The organism is Veillonella parvula (assembly GCF_047241225.1).
Lineage (GTDB): Bacteria > Bacillota > Negativicutes > Veillonellales > Veillonellaceae > Veillonella > Veillonella parvula_O.
Map to the genome: position 1 here is coordinate 51,114 of NZ_JBKTIE010000005.1, position 15,488 is coordinate 66,601.

At 37.9% G+C, this 15,488-nt stretch carries 15 protein-coding genes; all 15 read right to left on the minus strand.

Translation table 11 applies throughout. From position 1 onward, the window contains the following. Positions 1-4: 4 nt before the first annotated feature. Positions 5-1,072, minus strand: a complete 1,068-nt coding sequence (locus tag ACLRYO_RS09000; RefSeq protein WP_413084828.1) for a glycosyltransferase — start codon at positions 1,070-1,072, stop codon at positions 5-7. After that, positions 1,069-2,118, minus strand: a complete 1,050-nt coding sequence (locus tag ACLRYO_RS09005; RefSeq protein WP_413084829.1) for an NAD-dependent epimerase/dehydratase family protein — start codon at positions 2,116-2,118, stop codon at positions 1,069-1,071. The genes ACLRYO_RS09000 and ACLRYO_RS09005 overlap by 4 nt, the downstream gene beginning before the upstream one ends. Next, the gene (locus tag ACLRYO_RS09010) at positions 2,111-2,833 is read right to left on the minus strand and encodes an IspD/TarI family cytidylyltransferase (RefSeq protein ID WP_278606843.1); all 723 of its coding nucleotides are present in this window, start codon (positions 2,831-2,833) and stop codon (positions 2,111-2,113) included. Before ACLRYO_RS09010 ends, ACLRYO_RS09005 begins: the two co-directional genes overlap by 8 nt. A 9-nt stretch (positions 2,834-2,842) precedes the next feature. After that, positions 2,843-3,709 (minus strand): LicD family protein, encoded by an 867-nt coding sequence (locus ACLRYO_RS09015; RefSeq protein WP_004697209.1) that lies wholly within the window; start codon positions 3,707-3,709, stop codon positions 2,843-2,845. A gap of 11 nt (positions 3,710-3,720) precedes the next feature. After that, a complete protein-coding gene (locus ACLRYO_RS09020; protein WP_021147979.1) occupies positions 3,721-4,407 on the minus strand; it encodes a sugar transferase in 687 nt (228 codons plus the stop codon). Then, positions 4,401-5,600 carry a DegT/DnrJ/EryC1/StrS family aminotransferase gene (locus tag ACLRYO_RS09025; protein ID WP_413084830.1) on the minus strand — a complete coding sequence of 400 codons (1,200 nt, stop codon included), beginning with the start codon at positions 5,598-5,600 and terminating at the stop codon, positions 4,401-4,403. The genes ACLRYO_RS09020 and ACLRYO_RS09025 overlap by 7 nt, the downstream gene beginning before the upstream one ends. 77 nt (positions 5,601-5,677) lie before the next feature. Further along, entirely contained in the window at positions 5,678-6,289 is a 612-nt protein-coding gene (locus tag ACLRYO_RS09030; protein ID WP_413084831.1) for a CpsD/CapB family tyrosine-protein kinase, read from the minus strand. A gap of 1 nt (position 6,290) precedes the next feature. Next, on the minus strand, positions 6,291-7,736 hold the full coding sequence (locus tag ACLRYO_RS09035) for a GumC family protein (protein WP_413084832.1): 1,446 nt from the start codon (positions 7,734-7,736) through the stop codon (positions 6,291-6,293). Positions 7,737-7,885: 149 nt separating this feature from the next. Continuing rightward, positions 7,886-9,712: a polysaccharide biosynthesis protein gene (locus tag ACLRYO_RS09040; RefSeq protein WP_413084833.1), complete on the minus strand. Its 1,827-nt coding sequence runs from the start codon at positions 9,710-9,712 to the stop codon at positions 7,886-7,888. A gap of 37 nt (positions 9,713-9,749) precedes the next feature. Beyond that, positions 9,750-10,493 carry a polysaccharide biosynthesis/export family protein gene (locus tag ACLRYO_RS09045; protein WP_012864170.1) on the minus strand — a complete coding sequence of 248 codons (744 nt, stop codon included), beginning with the start codon at positions 10,491-10,493 and terminating at the stop codon, positions 9,750-9,752. Positions 10,494-10,902: 409 nt separating this feature from the next. Next, positions 10,903-11,613 carry an ABC transporter ATP-binding protein gene (locus ACLRYO_RS09050; RefSeq protein ID WP_302498393.1) on the minus strand — a complete coding sequence of 237 codons (711 nt, stop codon included), beginning with the start codon at positions 11,611-11,613 and terminating at the stop codon, positions 10,903-10,905. Position 11,614: 1 nt separating this feature from the next. Then, complete coding sequence (locus ACLRYO_RS09055) at positions 11,615-12,376, minus strand: ABC transporter ATP-binding protein (protein WP_008600621.1); 762 nt, start codon at positions 12,374-12,376, stop codon at positions 11,615-11,617. Between the two features lie 11 nt (positions 12,377-12,387). Continuing rightward, positions 12,388-13,401: a branched-chain amino acid ABC transporter permease gene (locus tag ACLRYO_RS09060; protein WP_349208875.1), complete on the minus strand. Its 1,014-nt coding sequence runs from the start codon at positions 13,399-13,401 to the stop codon at positions 12,388-12,390. Next, positions 13,401-14,282 carry a branched-chain amino acid ABC transporter permease gene (locus tag ACLRYO_RS09065; protein ID WP_012864168.1) on the minus strand — a complete coding sequence of 294 codons (882 nt, stop codon included), beginning with the start codon at positions 14,280-14,282 and terminating at the stop codon, positions 13,401-13,403. The genes ACLRYO_RS09060 and ACLRYO_RS09065 overlap by 1 nt, the downstream gene beginning before the upstream one ends. Positions 14,283-14,296: 14 nt before the next feature. Then, positions 14,297-15,445, minus strand: a complete 1,149-nt coding sequence (locus tag ACLRYO_RS09070; RefSeq protein ID WP_120054626.1) for an ABC transporter substrate-binding protein — start codon at positions 15,443-15,445, stop codon at positions 14,297-14,299. Between the last annotated feature and the right edge of the window lie 43 nt (positions 15,446-15,488).

Sequence of the window (15,488 nt, forward strand, 5' to 3'; positions counted from 1 at the left end):
CAACTCATAAAACTTCTAACCAACGTTTAGCGATTTTCCATAGTGGAAATTCATCGCGTACTTTGATTGCTTCCTGTGAAAGCTTAGCTGCTAGTGCAGGATCTTTTAATATACTGCGCATAGCTTCATACATAGCCTGCGTATCACCTACAGGCACAAGGATACCATTCTCTCCACTTTTAATTACCATGCGAGCACCGCCTACAGGACAGTCTGTAACTACTGCCGGCAGCCCCATGCCCAATGCTTCCAACATAGAATTTGAAATGCCTTCAAAATCAGAAGATGATACAAACATGGAACAAGGAGCTACCTTTTCTAAAATATTGCTAGCAAAGCCAGGCAATAAAACGCGATCTTCTAAATTAAGAGAATTAATTTGAGCTCGTAGTTCATCCTCTAATACACCTTGTCCATAAATGACGAGTTTATACTCTGGAAACTCGTTTGCCAACATACTGAAGGCATTAATCATCATAGGCAAATTCTTTTGCGGATGCAAACGACAAGCTGTAATAATTGTCTTTTCTCGTTCCCCCTCTATTGGTGGTGGCAATTTACCATTAATAGGATTGGGGATAATAACACCGCGATTTTGAACAGATTTCGGGAAATAAGAACGAGCATCTTCCGTTTGAAATACTAGTGCATCTGCAAATCGAAAAGCAAAATTGCGCAACGCTTGTTGATGCCAACCAATAGGAACTTTGCGTGGATTATTGCGCTCAGAAAACACAATGCGATTTTTTATAAACCAAGAGCTAATCGCTAAGATAAAACTCGATGCAGACAAGAAAGATAAACATGTCGCATTTGGTCTAGTCTTTAAGATTTTGATTAGTTCCTTTATTTCTTGCATAAAGCGAATGACTTTATTAGAGCTTGTAGTATGAATTTCGATTTGTTCAATACCTTCCTCTAACGCATATTCATTACCATATCGATTAGGGCTTGTTTGGATAACTGTAATATGATGACCATCATGTACCCACTGACGAGCCAACTCTGTTAAGATTCGTTCAGCCCCATCGTTACCAAGGGAGATGGTGACAATTATTATTTCCTTTTTCATAAGCCTTCCTTTTGGATATATTCTGCCAGTCTTACATAGGCTTGTGCCATTGATACCTTAGGTTGCCAACCTAGGGATTTTAACTTCTTAGAACTTAAGAACATATGCACTGTCGGTGCATAGCCAAGCCCTTGCACATCGTTTGGAATATCAAAGATGACTTCACTCTTATCATTGCTAACATGAGTTGCCACTAAATGAGCAATGCTTGCAATAGAACGCGTCTCCTCATCATGACAAACATTATATGCTTCACCAGGTACCCCTGCTTTTAAAAGAGTTAAAAGCCCAGTTAAGGCATCAGTAATATAGCAATAATTCGACATAGAATCGCCCTTTGTATGAAGTATAATGGCTTCTTTTTTAATAGCACTCTTGGTAAACTGCATAAAAACGCGATTATCAGCTACTGGAACACCTGGCCCAAAAGTTTGAGCTAGTCTAGCTATTACAACAGGAACGCCATACTCCACAGCATAGGACTTGCAATAACATTCACAAAGTCTTTTGCTTTCGGAGTAGGAGCTACGAACGTTTAGATGATCCAAATAGCCTATTCTTTCCTCTGTCATAACTTGGCCAGATTCATAAGGTACCCCATATTGCTCCATACTGGATAAGTAAACTAGTTTCTTTACCTTTTGACGGCGACCTAACTCAAGCATGGCCTCCGTACCATAAATAGAGGTACGGATAGTTTCTACAGGATGCTCTACAAAAAACTTAGACTGTGTCGGTGCGGCTCCATGCAAAATATAATCACATGGCACATCAATAGATTCTAATGAACCATCCACTAGAGCTAACGATTTATTATCTAAATACTCACCAAGAATGTTTTTTGCCTTTTCATGGCTTCGCACATGACCAATCACTTTTAAATCCAGGTCATGAGTCTCATTGGCAAGTATAAGTAATTTTATAAACATAGATCCAATAAGCCCCGTTGCACCAGTTATAAGAATGCGTTGATGACGGAGGAAATGAAAGTAATTTTTTTCCTGTACTAAAGCCGTTAACTCGCGTTGAATAACGGAATTACTCATCTTTTAATCCTCCTAGCTCACGATTTTTAATAATCCCTGTGAACATATAATAATCAGATGGAGTTGTAATCTTTATATTTTCAGTTTCCCCTAACACAGGGTATAAAGTATAACCATAGTGCATCATCATCGATGCGGAATCAATAAAGTCATGAATGCCCTCATCTTTTGCACGATTATGAACTGATATAATATCATCCAATCTAAAACTCTGCGGAGCTTTAGCCATAAGACATTCATTACGATTTAAAATGCGGTTAATAGAACCATTTTGGGTAACCATAACCGTTTCGATAGCTGGAGTAACAGTAATGGCAGAACCCTTTGACTCAACAGATTCTATGTTTCTCTCTATGGTAGAGTTATCTACAAGTGGACGAACCCCATCATGAATCAATACAGTCACCGCGTCATCAGGGAATAAACGCTTAGCCTCTACTAGCCCATTATATTGGGATTCCAAAGCACTTTCACCACCAGGCACAATGGATAATACCTTTTGTAACCCCGCCTTTTCTATGAGTTGTTTAGTATGATCAATCCATTCTGCTTTACAGGCAAGAACAATCCCATCAATAGTCTTCGTTTGTTCAAATACATCTAAGGTTTGAATCAAAATCGGTCTACCGTTCCATTCTAAAAATTGTTTTGGCGTCTTGCTATTTTTCATACGAGCACCTACGCCACCCGCAAAGATTACTGCTATTCGTTTCATAGGCCCTCCTTATGGTTGAGCTTCTTTTTTGGCATAATGTATGCCTTTATACTCCTTGTAAGGTGTATGTAAATCAGCAAATACTGCATCATGTTTTGCTACACGTTGCTCTACAGGTGGTAATTGCATATAGTCGCCCCAAATAAGACGCAAATATCTCTCATACCCTTTCATAACAGGTATTTGATGACCTTCAAAGTCTTTATATACAACAGAAGCAAAGTCCTCTCTAGGATGACGTAGCTTCATACCTTTTAAGCTACCGATTAACTCCGTACACTCATCACTCGTATCAAAGTCGTATTGAGTCATTCTCTTTTCTGCAAATCGCCAAATATGATAGCGTATAGATTGACTTGAAAAGATTTTATAAATATAACCCGCTAAAGCGCGATATGTTGGTCCCTTATTATCAGGCAAACGCTGTGCATTAAAGAGTGCAAAAGTCATGGCCCACATCAACTGCAATGCACGACTAATTTTGCCGGGTGCACAGCCATCGATAGGCATAATTTCAAGTGCCAAACCATGACAAACATCTTCATGCATACTATGACGATTGATAAAAGTCGTATTATTGTCTCTAATAGAAGCTCCTGCATCATGATAGATATGATTTCGATCAGTACGACAATACGTAAATCGTTCAGTATCAGCATATTTTGGCCATAATTCAGCTAACTTTTCATAATCTGGACGAGGCATGAAAAGATCTAAATCATCATCCCAAGGGATAAAGCCGTTATGACGTATAGCCCCAATGAGACCACCGCCGCAAAGATAAAAGCGCAAATTATGTTTATCACAGAACTCTTTAAAGTACAGTAACATATTCAGCTCTTTTTCTTGTATTTCCTTTGTCATAGATGTACTCATAGGGACCTCTTTCAACGTAATACAGCTAATACTGTATCAATCATCGTTTTTATATCTTGTAAAAAAGAAAACTCCTTAATACTCCTTAAATTCCAAGCCATCTTACCCGGTAAAACCTCATTTATATAGACTTCATCAACATTCTGAGCATTTTGTAAAAGTTGATCTTCATCTTTATAAGTAATACTGGCAACACTGGTAACACCAGCAGGTAATAATAAGGTAGCTTTCATTTCATCTGTATAAGCAGCCACATAACGTGGAACCTCAGGTCTTGTACCGACAAAGCTCATATCTCCTAAAAGGATATTAATAAGCTGAGGCAATTCATCGAGACGACAGTTGCGAAGCATATTGCCTACCTTCGTAACACGCATATCATTTTGTGATGTCACTTGTGCACCTAAAGATTCCGCATTTTTTACCATAGTACGGAACTTATAGATGCCAAAGGTACGACCGTACTGTGTCACTCGAGTTTGACGAAAAAAAACCTCTCCCTCACTATCTCGTTTAATCATGATGGCTAGTACCAAGAATATAGGGCTTAATGTAATAAGCATTCCCGCTGCCATTACGCGGTCAAAAATGCTTTTACAAAGAAGGCTTATACGCCTTTGCTTTAATATTTCAAAATAGGGACGAACCGCTTCACACTGAAGCTCTTTTGGTAGATCATGAAAGTTCTTTACTAGCATTCGGTAATAATCCTTTTAAACTGCTCAATGATATATTGCACTTCTTCATCTGTAAGGAGCGTATGAAGTGGCAATGTAATTTCATTTTTAAATTGGTCATAAGCATTTGGATAATCATCGATTGTAAAGCCTAAGTTTTTGTAAGCCGTATGCATTGGAATTGGCTTATAATGGACATTCGTCGCAATGCCAGCCTCAGCCATAGCTTCAATAACCTTGTTGCGGTATTGCGCATCACGGCCGTCTAAACGGACTAAATACAAGTGACCACTACTTTCATGCTCATCTGTATAATGGCTCAACAATGTAACAGGTAAATCTTTCAAACCTGTATCGTAAGCTTCGATAATCTCCTTACGACGAGCTAAAAGTTTTGGATATCGTTCTAATTGAGCCAAACCGATAGCCGCCATAATATCCGTCATATTACATTTATAATATGTGCCCTTGATATCATATTCCCATGCACCAGCTTTTGTTTTAGCAAGCGCATCTTTATCCTGACCATGTAAGGATAACAATTGGAATTGCTTGTAGATAGCTTCATCGTCATAACCATCTATGTGGCGCCATGTAGCACAACCACCTTCAGCAGTAGTAAAATTTTTTACTGCATGAAAGGAAAAGCTACTAAAATCGGCTACATTACCTGTTGGTACCCCTTTATAAGAAGCACCAAAAGAATGCGCACAGTCCGCTACGATAGGAATATGACCTAATGCTGATTGAATATCATTAGATGGTGTAAAGAGAGATTTCTTTTCCTCTACAATGGATCGCAAACGTTCATAATCACAAGGCACACCCGCAATATCTACAGGGATGATAGCCTTTGTTTTTGGTGTGATAGCGCGAGCGACTGCATCGTAATCCATTTCATAGGAATCTTTTTGTGTATCAACAAGTACTAATGTAGCGCCTACATGAACTACAGGACTCGCACTAGCTGTATATGAGTAAGCACTAGTTATGACTTCGTCTCCAGGTCCAATTCCCAATACGCGAAGGGACATTTCAAGCGCTGCCGTAGCAGAGTTTAAACAAACGGATTTAGGTGTACCTAATTGGTGAGCTACCTTTTTTTCTAAGTCTTTAGTACGAGGACCTGTCGTAATCCACCCACTTTTTAAGGCTTCAACGACTTCATTGATTTCTAACTCTGTAATATCTGGAGGAGAAAAATTAATTTTCATATACATCACCTCAATACTTTCTGTACCATATTGATACACTTGATTTATCTCATAAAATATTGATTAAAACAGTTATATTACGCGTCAATCACGATAGATCCTAAAAGAGGAATGCCCACTTGTGAAAGGCGTTTCTTAGCTTCAATCAAATCTTTTGGACTAGCTACTTCATTTTTAACAACTAGTATTACACCATCTGATTTTTCAGCCAATACAACGGCATCTGTAACAGATAATACGGGTGGTGTATCGATGATAACCACATCATATTCATCACGTATATACTCAAAAATCGTAGGTAATTTGCTAGAGTCTACAATATCAGATGGATATTCAACAACTTCACCAGCCGTAAGCACATCTAAATGAGGCACTACATTACGATGAATCGTCAAATCTTCATCCATCATTACCGCATTGGTAAGACCTTTATTTTGTACATTAAAGGCTATATGTTGTGCTGGATTGCGTAGATTACCATCTACTAGAAGAACTTTATTATTATTTTTAGATAAAGCTAATGCTGTATTAGCTGCCACTTCAGAAGTTCCTTCACCACTAGTAGCTGCAGTAATGCAAATAAGTTTACATTTATGTTGGTTACATACATATTGAAGATTGCTACGCAATGTACGATATGCTTCCACAAGTGGTGTATCACCACGTTCATTAGAAATTAGTCTAATCATATTAACCTCTCATTTTGCGCAACAATGCTACGATACGATTACTAGGCTCCTCGTATTCTTTTTCTTTATGATTTGGAATTACGCCCAAGTTTTGAATACCAAGAATATCATTAATTTCTTGTACAGATTGAACTTTGCGATTACCGAAGAATTGGCCCAATGTATAGAGGCAACCAAAGATGAGGCCTAAAATGGCAGAGCCTAATAGAATAAGAACCTTACGTGGAGCAATCGCCTTTTCTGGTAATGTAGGAGGATCAACGATTTGAACTTCATTCGGTACCATAACCTCTGCTACCTTCGCTTCTTCTAAGCGAGTAGATAACATTTGATAGATATCTTGAGCCACATCTACATCACGTTTTGCTTGGATATAACCACGTTCTTTTTCAGGTAGTCCTTTTATAGCTTCTTCGTTTGCTTTATCTAGCTCAGCTAATGTAGATTGTTTACCTTGAGCTACTACTAAAGCAGCTTCATTTTTAAACTTATCCGCTAGCAAGCCTTGTTGTGCAGAGTTGCTTGAAGGTGCTTGTTGCGATGCAATAGCGTTGATTTCAGCATTTAAACCACTTTTAGCCTCTTCAATTTGTTGGTTAATCTCTTTCATCGCTGGATGTTCATCAGTATATTTACCAATGTAAGAAGCTTTACGAGATTCTAGGTCTGCTAACTGCCCCTTGTAGGCTTGAACCGTGGCGCTATCGGCGATACTTTTACCAGCAGAACCTAATTGTTCATTGATACTGCCAAGTGCAGCTTGTGCCGTTTCTAAATCGAGTTGATTTTGAGCCTTCTCACGATCAATTAGAGTAATTTTATCTGTTAAGCCTTTCATCTGATCAGCGGTGGAGTACACCTTATTATCTATTTGAAATTGTTGCAATTTATTTTCTGCTTGTTCTAATTCAGATTTCGCAGTAACAACGCGTTTTTGTAAGAATTCACGAGTAGTTCGTTGTTCAACATGAGAAATTTCGGCAAGACGTTTCAAGAAGGTATCAATAAGTAATTGATTAGCTTCTTGTGCTTGCTCAGGACTCTTACCAGTTACGCTTACTTGTAATAACTCGGTTTCTTTATACGGTTTAGTTTCAATGCGATTTTTAACAAAATCTTCATATGTTGGCGCATTACCAGTACCTTCAGGATCTTCTATAGCAGTAATTACTGGCTCTACTACATTACGACTTTTTAAAATTTCTGCATCTGTGTTCATCAATTGACGAGACATAGAATCAGAATAGGCATTAGCACTAGATAATACAGAATTGCTCAAACCTTGAGCTTGTTTAATGCGCAACATCGATGTAGATTGATATATAGATGGTGCAAGAAAAGCATACGCACCACCTAAAACCATACATGCTACCGCAATATTAATAATTTTACGGCGCTTTTTAATGAGGACTCTGCCCACCTCTTTTAAATCAATAATTTGTTCCACCCATATACCCCTTTCTGTAAAAGTATACAAACAACAGGGCCTCTCCCACTTAGAATATTAACTACACCTAACCCTCTCAATAAAGGCACAATGTATCAAAATAAAATAGTCTTATACATGTATCGGGTAAAAAATGTATCGTCCAAAACCTATACATTATGATTTGGATCGTATGTAGGAATGATATCCTGCAACACATTAATTACATCTATATCAGTTTTACATGTATCAAAGCGCTCTATTTCATGACTTAGCCATTCTTGATTAACATCTTCTAGAGCTGCTTCAAAAATTTTCTTATGCGTAGTAGTATTCGTACCTTCTCCGGCAGTTAATAGTTCTTCATATAACTTTTCACCTGGACGTAAGCCAGTAAATTCAATACGAATATCCTTATTAGGCTCAAAGCCAGAAAGGCGAATCATATTCTTAGCCAAATCGACAATTTTAACCGGTTCACCCATGTCCAAAAGGAACACTTCTCCTCCATTTCCCATGGCACCAGCTTGAAGTACTAATTGACTGGCTTCAGGAATAGTCATGAAATAACGTGTCATTTCTGGATCTGTAACGGTTACAGGGCCACCTGCTTCAATTTGTTTACGAAATAAAGGAATAACCGAACCACGGCTACCAAGTACATTACCAAAACGAACTGTTATAAACTTAGTATCATATGTGTGATTCATACCAAGTACAACTTTTTCAGCAACTCGTTTTGTAGCGCCCATAACGCTGGTTGGATTCACCGCTTTATCCGTGGAAATCATAACAAATCGATCTACCCCATGAGCTCCGGCTACATCCGCAACATTACGAGTACCATAAATATTATTTAATACCGCAGCAATTGGCTGTATTTCCATAAGCGGCACATGTTTGTGAGCTGCCGCATGAAATACTACATCAGGGTTATAGTTTTTAAAAATTTGTTCTAATTGATTCTTATCACGAATATCTGCAATAATTGGAACCAATGTAGCTTGGGACATAATATTGCGCAATTCTTGATGAATAAGATAAATACTATTTTCACCATGGCCTAGAAGCAATAGCTTTTTAGGCTTTACACGTAAAACTTGACGACAAATTTCAGAACCAATAGAGCCCCCTGCACCAGTAACTAAAACTACTTTATCCTTAAGATATGTTTTAACCTTAGACGTATCGAGCTGAATCTCATCGCGCTCCAATAAGTCTTCGATTGAAACAGGATGTAAATGAGATACAAGAACTTCATCATCAAGTAATTGATACATCCCCGGTAAAATATTGATTTTACACTTTAAAGGAGCACAAATTTCCATGATTGCCTGAATAATATCTCGCTTCACGGAAGGCATAGCAATAATGATTTCTTCTACCTTATACTTAGCAACTAATGCAGGAATATCTTCACGGCTCCCAAGAATTCTAAAACCATTCATAAGGCGATTATGTTTAAACATATCATCATCAACAAAACCAATCACTCGACGAGAACGCTTATGATATCGTTCAATTTCACGAGCTATAGTTGCACCTGCATCACCAGCTCCTATGATCAATGTATTTACTTGTCCACTTTCACCATCGTCCCCACGGCTATAGTGAAGTGCCACATAATGAAGCAACATTCGTCCCATACCAACAGCACCTGTAGTGAGGAACCATGTAATAAAATAGACAGAACGTGGTAATGACTTACCAAATACAAACATAGAAGAATAGAATAAAGCCGTACCAATTGTAGTCGCTACAAATACTGCTAATACCTCTCGCATCCCTGCATAGCGCCAAATACGTGTATATAAATGCATTATCAAGAACATCAACATATACGAAATAAGTAATAACGGAAGTGCATCCACCATTTGAGTAATATATTGAGGTTCTATATGTCCATCAAATCGAATAAAAAGACTGATAAAAGCAACGATTACAATCGTCACAATATCTGTAATAAACAATATAGATGGTAATAAATATGAACGCAAAAAAACGCCCCCTTATATGATAGATATCGTCTTATCTTTAATCCTTACCTATTCGTGATACCATGTAAGCCCCTGTTAAGATTGGAGCAATATCACGAGCAAAGTTGATACGACTATTCTTAGTTAAGTAAAGAATATCACCTTCACGCATGATGTAGTTTTCAGACATATCTCCAGTTTGTAAAATACGATTCAAATTGATAGGAATCGGTTTCTCTGGATTGTCTTGATGAATCAAATAAATTTTTTTCTTTGCTGTATCCCAGTTAAAACTACCTGCAGCCCCAATAGCATCAATAACTGTACTAGATTTAGTCAACGTATAGGCGCCAGGCTTATTAATTTCACCAAATACATATACGCGAACGCCGCCCAATTTCGATACATTTACTGTGATATCAGGATTAATGATATAACGAGATAAACCTTGCTGTAACTCAGCTGTAAATTCATCTACAGTTAAGCCATCTGCTTTTACGGCACCAACCATAGGGAACGATACATATCCATCTGGTCTGACGGTATACACAATGTCGTTACCATTACGCGTACCAAGCTCTGCCTGCTGAACCACTTGAATATTTAGTTCATCTCCTTGGCGCAGACGATATTCTTTATCAGAGCTAATTACAGATGCGCTAGTTTCCAATGGTGCATGACCGTCCATTTGTACATTCTTAGCATTATAAGGCTGATTAGTATTTATACTAACTGGTGCAGCCATAGCCATTGTTGTAGTACATAAGAATGCAGCCATCATCATATACTGTTTCTTCTTCATACTTACCTCTTTTTTATTCAACTTATTTAATTCATCACTTAATTATTGATGTATCTTATATCTAAAAAATCAGTCATGCTATTTTATCATTTTTTTAAATGTTCTTCTACAAATCCAGTATGTTCCAAGCGAACTTCATAAAACCTTCAACAATAACCCCTTAAAAATACAGTATTTTCAATATATGCTCATTAATTATTATTTGCTTTTTTCATTCCTAATTCACTAGTTTTATCATTGAATTTTTTAAAAATAATAAAAAATATATAAACTCACTTCATTATTAGCTCACATAGTTTTTCTATTTATATCAGAATTAGTGATAAAAAAATAAGGTGTATATACTAGAAATCTAGTATATACACCTTATTCAAAGTTTTTGACACTAATGATCGCTCTATATAATTAATTATTCAACACGACCGCCTAAATAAGCTTCCATAACGCGAGGATTATGGCGAACTTCATCAGCAGAGCCAGATAATACCATTTTACCAGTCTCCAAAACATACGCATAATCAGCAATCTTCAATGCTTGACGCACATTTTGTTCTACTAAAAGAACTGTTGTTCCATCGGCGCTGATTTCTTTAATGGTTTCAAAAATCTCATTTACTACTAAAGGTGCAAGGCCCATAGATGGTTCATCTAATAATAACAATTTTGGACGAGCCATAAGTGCACGACCAATAGCTAGCATTTGCTGTTGACCACCTGATAAAGTACCACCCAATTGATAACTTCGTTCATCAAGAATAGGGAATCGTTTAAATACCTTTTTGATATCTGCTTCGATTTCTTTATCTTTACGTGTATAAGCACCCATTTCAAGGTTCTCATAAACACTCATATCTTGTAGAATTTGACGTCCTTCAGGAACTAAGGAAATACCACTTTGTACAACTTGATGGGTTTGGCGACCTGTAATATCTTGACCTTCAAAAATCACTCGACCAGATGTGGGTTTTACAAGTCCCATAATAGTCTTCATCGTCGTAGTCTTACCAGCACCATTAGCACCAATAAGAGATACAATGGAACCTTGTGGAACTTCTAAACTTATATCTTTTAAGGCTGTAATATGTCCATAACCAGCCACAATATTTTCTAGCTTTAACATATTACACCTCCTCTTTACCTAAGTAAGCTTCAATTACAGCCTCATTATTTTGAATTTCTTGAGGTGTACCTTCTGCAATTTTCTTGCCAAAGTTAAGTACTACCAAACGATCACAGATATTCATCATCAATTCCATGGCATGTTCGATAACCACAACGGTAATACCTAGGTCACGAATCTTGCCAATCAATTGACGCAGAACTTCAGTTTCACTATCATTCATACCTGCTGCCGGTTCATCAAGCAAGATTAACTGAGGGTGTGTCGCTAAGGCACGAGCGATTTCAAGACGACGTTGCTTACCATACGGTAATGATGTTGCAACCTCTTCTGCATCTGCTTCAAGACCTACAAGCTTTAAGAACTCATAAGCAATACCACGACAACGCTCTTCTTCAATGCGTTGACGTTTTGTTTTCAAAAAACTAGATAAGAAGCCAGAGCCAGTACGACAATGCATACCGGTTAAAACAGTTTCAAGAGCTGTCATATTGCCAAAGAGACGAATATTTTGGAATGTACGAGCAATCCCCATTTCAACAGTTCTATGAGGCTTGATGCCTACAACAGACATACCATCAAATACAATTTCACCAGAACTTGCAGGGAATACACCAGTAATCAAGTTGAATAGTGTGGTCTTACCAGCACCATTTGGACCGATGACACCAAATACTTCACCTTGTTTAACGCCAAAAGATACTCCTGTGAGGGCTGCAACGCCACCAAAGCTTTTACTTACGTCATTTAATTCTAATAGCATTCAGTTCCCTCCTATCCTTGTTTTTCTTCTTGTTGTTTGCGTTTATATGCTTCAAAACGTTCTGTTAATACTTGTGACTCTGGAATATATAGAGCCTTTTTAAAGCCTAATTTGCGACTAATTTTATCTACCATAGATTCTGTCAGAATACCATCTGGACGAACGGCCATCAAAATGACTAGTAATGCACCATAGATGATGTCCCGATAGTCGGATAAGAAACGCAATACTTCTGGTAATAATGTAAGAATAAAGGAACCTAATACGGAGCCCCATACTACATTGGAACCACCAAATACAGGGAATAACAAAATTTGTACTACTTTATGGTAGCTGAAATCTGTAGGATTAATAAAGTTTGTAATATGCGCATACAAACCACCGCCAATACCAGCGATGAAAGCACCAATGATAAAGGCCATCATCTTGTAGTATACAACGTTAATACCCATCAATTCTGCTGCATGATCATCAGCCTTAATCGCTGCAAAGGCACGACCCACACGGCTATTATTAATCCGTACACAAAAGGCGATAATCAATACTAAAATAGCTAACAAAATAATGATAGCCATTAGATTGCCCCATGCAACAGCATCAATGCCCATTAAACCATCGAGATCAAATTCATAGGCATAATTTGTCAATTCTTGAGGAATGGATGGAATACCAGAAAGGCCTAATGCACCATTTGTAATATCCAAATTCAAGAAAATAACACGCACAACTTCGCCAAATCCAAGTGTAGCAATGGCAAGATACAAACCTTTAAGACGTGTTGTTGGCAAACCGATAATAACAGCCACAAGACTAGCAACTAAGCCACCAATAATAATGCCTACAACGATAGGCAAATCAGCTTTCAAAGAAAGAATAGCGCCTACGTATGCACCAACACTCATAAAGCCAGCAGCCCCTAAAGAAAGCTGTCCACTTGCCAGTGTGAAATAAATTGAAATACCCATGATGGCATTAATGATGAAAAACATCACGATCTGTAGATAATACGGGTTTAATAATTCCATTACGGTCTACCCCCTTTATCTTTAGATCCAAACAAGCCTTGTGGGCGCCAGAATAATAATAGGATAATGAGACCAAAGGCCACAGCATCACGGAATGTAGATGCACCATAAGCAACAGAGAAGATTTCTGCTACGCCTAAAATAAAGCCGCCAACCATGGCGCCTGTAATATTACCAAGACCACCTAAGATAAGTACTGCCAGACCTTTAAAGCCTATAATAACACCCATAGTAGGCTCAATAGCATTAAAGGACAAGCCTACCAATACACCTGCCGCTGCACCTAAAGCAGATGCAATCATAACAGTAATAGATATAATCATTGTTGGATTGATACCCAAGAGAGCTGCTGTTTCCGTACTCATGGATACAGCGCGAATAGCCTTACCAATCTTAGTTTTCTTAATAACTACATTTAAAATCAGCATTAGCACAACAGAAACGCCTAAACCAATAATTTGTACCATAGAAATTTTGAAAGCTCCAAAGTCGATTAGGCCACCAATATAATCTGGTGGGAATGATCTAGTTTGAGGGCCCCAAAGCAATAATGCCAAACTTTCAAGGAAAATAGAAACACCAATGGTACTAATAAGTGGTGCCAAGTGAGACACCTTTTTCTTGCGTAGTGGACGAAGCGCCACAAATTCTAAAAGATAACCGAGGATAGCACCTACAGCCATAGCTACGATAAGGGCTACAAAAATGTTAACGTTAAAAATTGTTACCATAAAAAGACCAACGAAGGCACCTATCATAAAGATGCCTCCGTGAGCCATGTTGATAATATTCAAAACACCGAACACAAGTGTTAAGCCAATAGCGAGTACAGCATATAAGCTACCGAGGGTTAACCCGTTAACTAATTGTTGTAAAAACACTATACTACCTCAACTTATTTTGTTAATGCGTCAAATTGACCGTTTTTAATTTGTAATACTTGAACTTCCATAGAAGGATCGCGTTTTTCGTTGAATTTGAATTGGCCAGTTACACCAACGAAGTCAGCAATGTTTTTCAATGCTTCCCGGAATTTTTCACGATCTGTTGTGGACCCTGCTTTTTTCAAAGCTGTTTCATAGAGATATACTGCATCATATGCTTGAGCAGCGAATTGGTCAGGTTCTTTACCGTATTTAGCCACATAGGCTTTACGGAAATCTTTAACCTTTTGGTCTTCTTTGTTAGGGAACCATGGCGTACCAACAATAACACCGTTAGCAGCATCGCCAGCAATTTTAATGAATTGTGGGCTGTTGAAACCATTGGAGCCAACTACAGGTTGATTCATACCCATTTCACGCATTTTTTTCATGATTAATGCGCCTTCTTGGTAAAGAGAAGCAACTACAATTACATCAGGTTTTGCTTGTTGAATTTTAGTCAATTGTGCAGAGAAGTCAGTATCTTTATCTGCAAATGTTTCAGTATCAACGATTTGTACACCTTCAGATTCCAATGCTTTACGAGCTGTATTATTTACAGATACCATTTGGTCATTGTTGTTGGAGTACATGATAGCTGCAGTTTTGAAGCCTAAAGTTTTATGTGCTTCTTTAATTGCAGTATCTACTGCCAAGGATTCAGGTACAGCATTACGGAAAATGTAATCGCCGATATCCGTAATACCTTCAGCCGTTGTAGATGTACCAAGCGCTACTACTTTACTTTTGTTTGCTACAGGCCCCGCAGCCATCATTTCACCAGATAACATAGGACCGATAACTGCTACCACTTTATCTTTTGCAATTACTTTGTTCATCGCATTGATAGCTTCGTTTTTATCACCTTTAGTATCTTCTACTAATAAGTTAATTTTTACAGCATTTGCATCAGCATTGATTTCGCTTACTGCCAATTCAGCACCAGCTTTAATGGATTCACCATATGCTGCCGCACCACCAGTTGTTGTTGTTAATAATGCAATTTTAGCTTCATTGCTATTTGCACTACCTGCATCTTTATCGCTACCACAACCAGCAGCAATTGCCATTACACCAGCAAGGCCAAAAATGGCCGCTTTTTTTAACATGGATTTATTCATGTTACACCCTTCCTTTAAAACATAAAACTTTAAATCTATACCT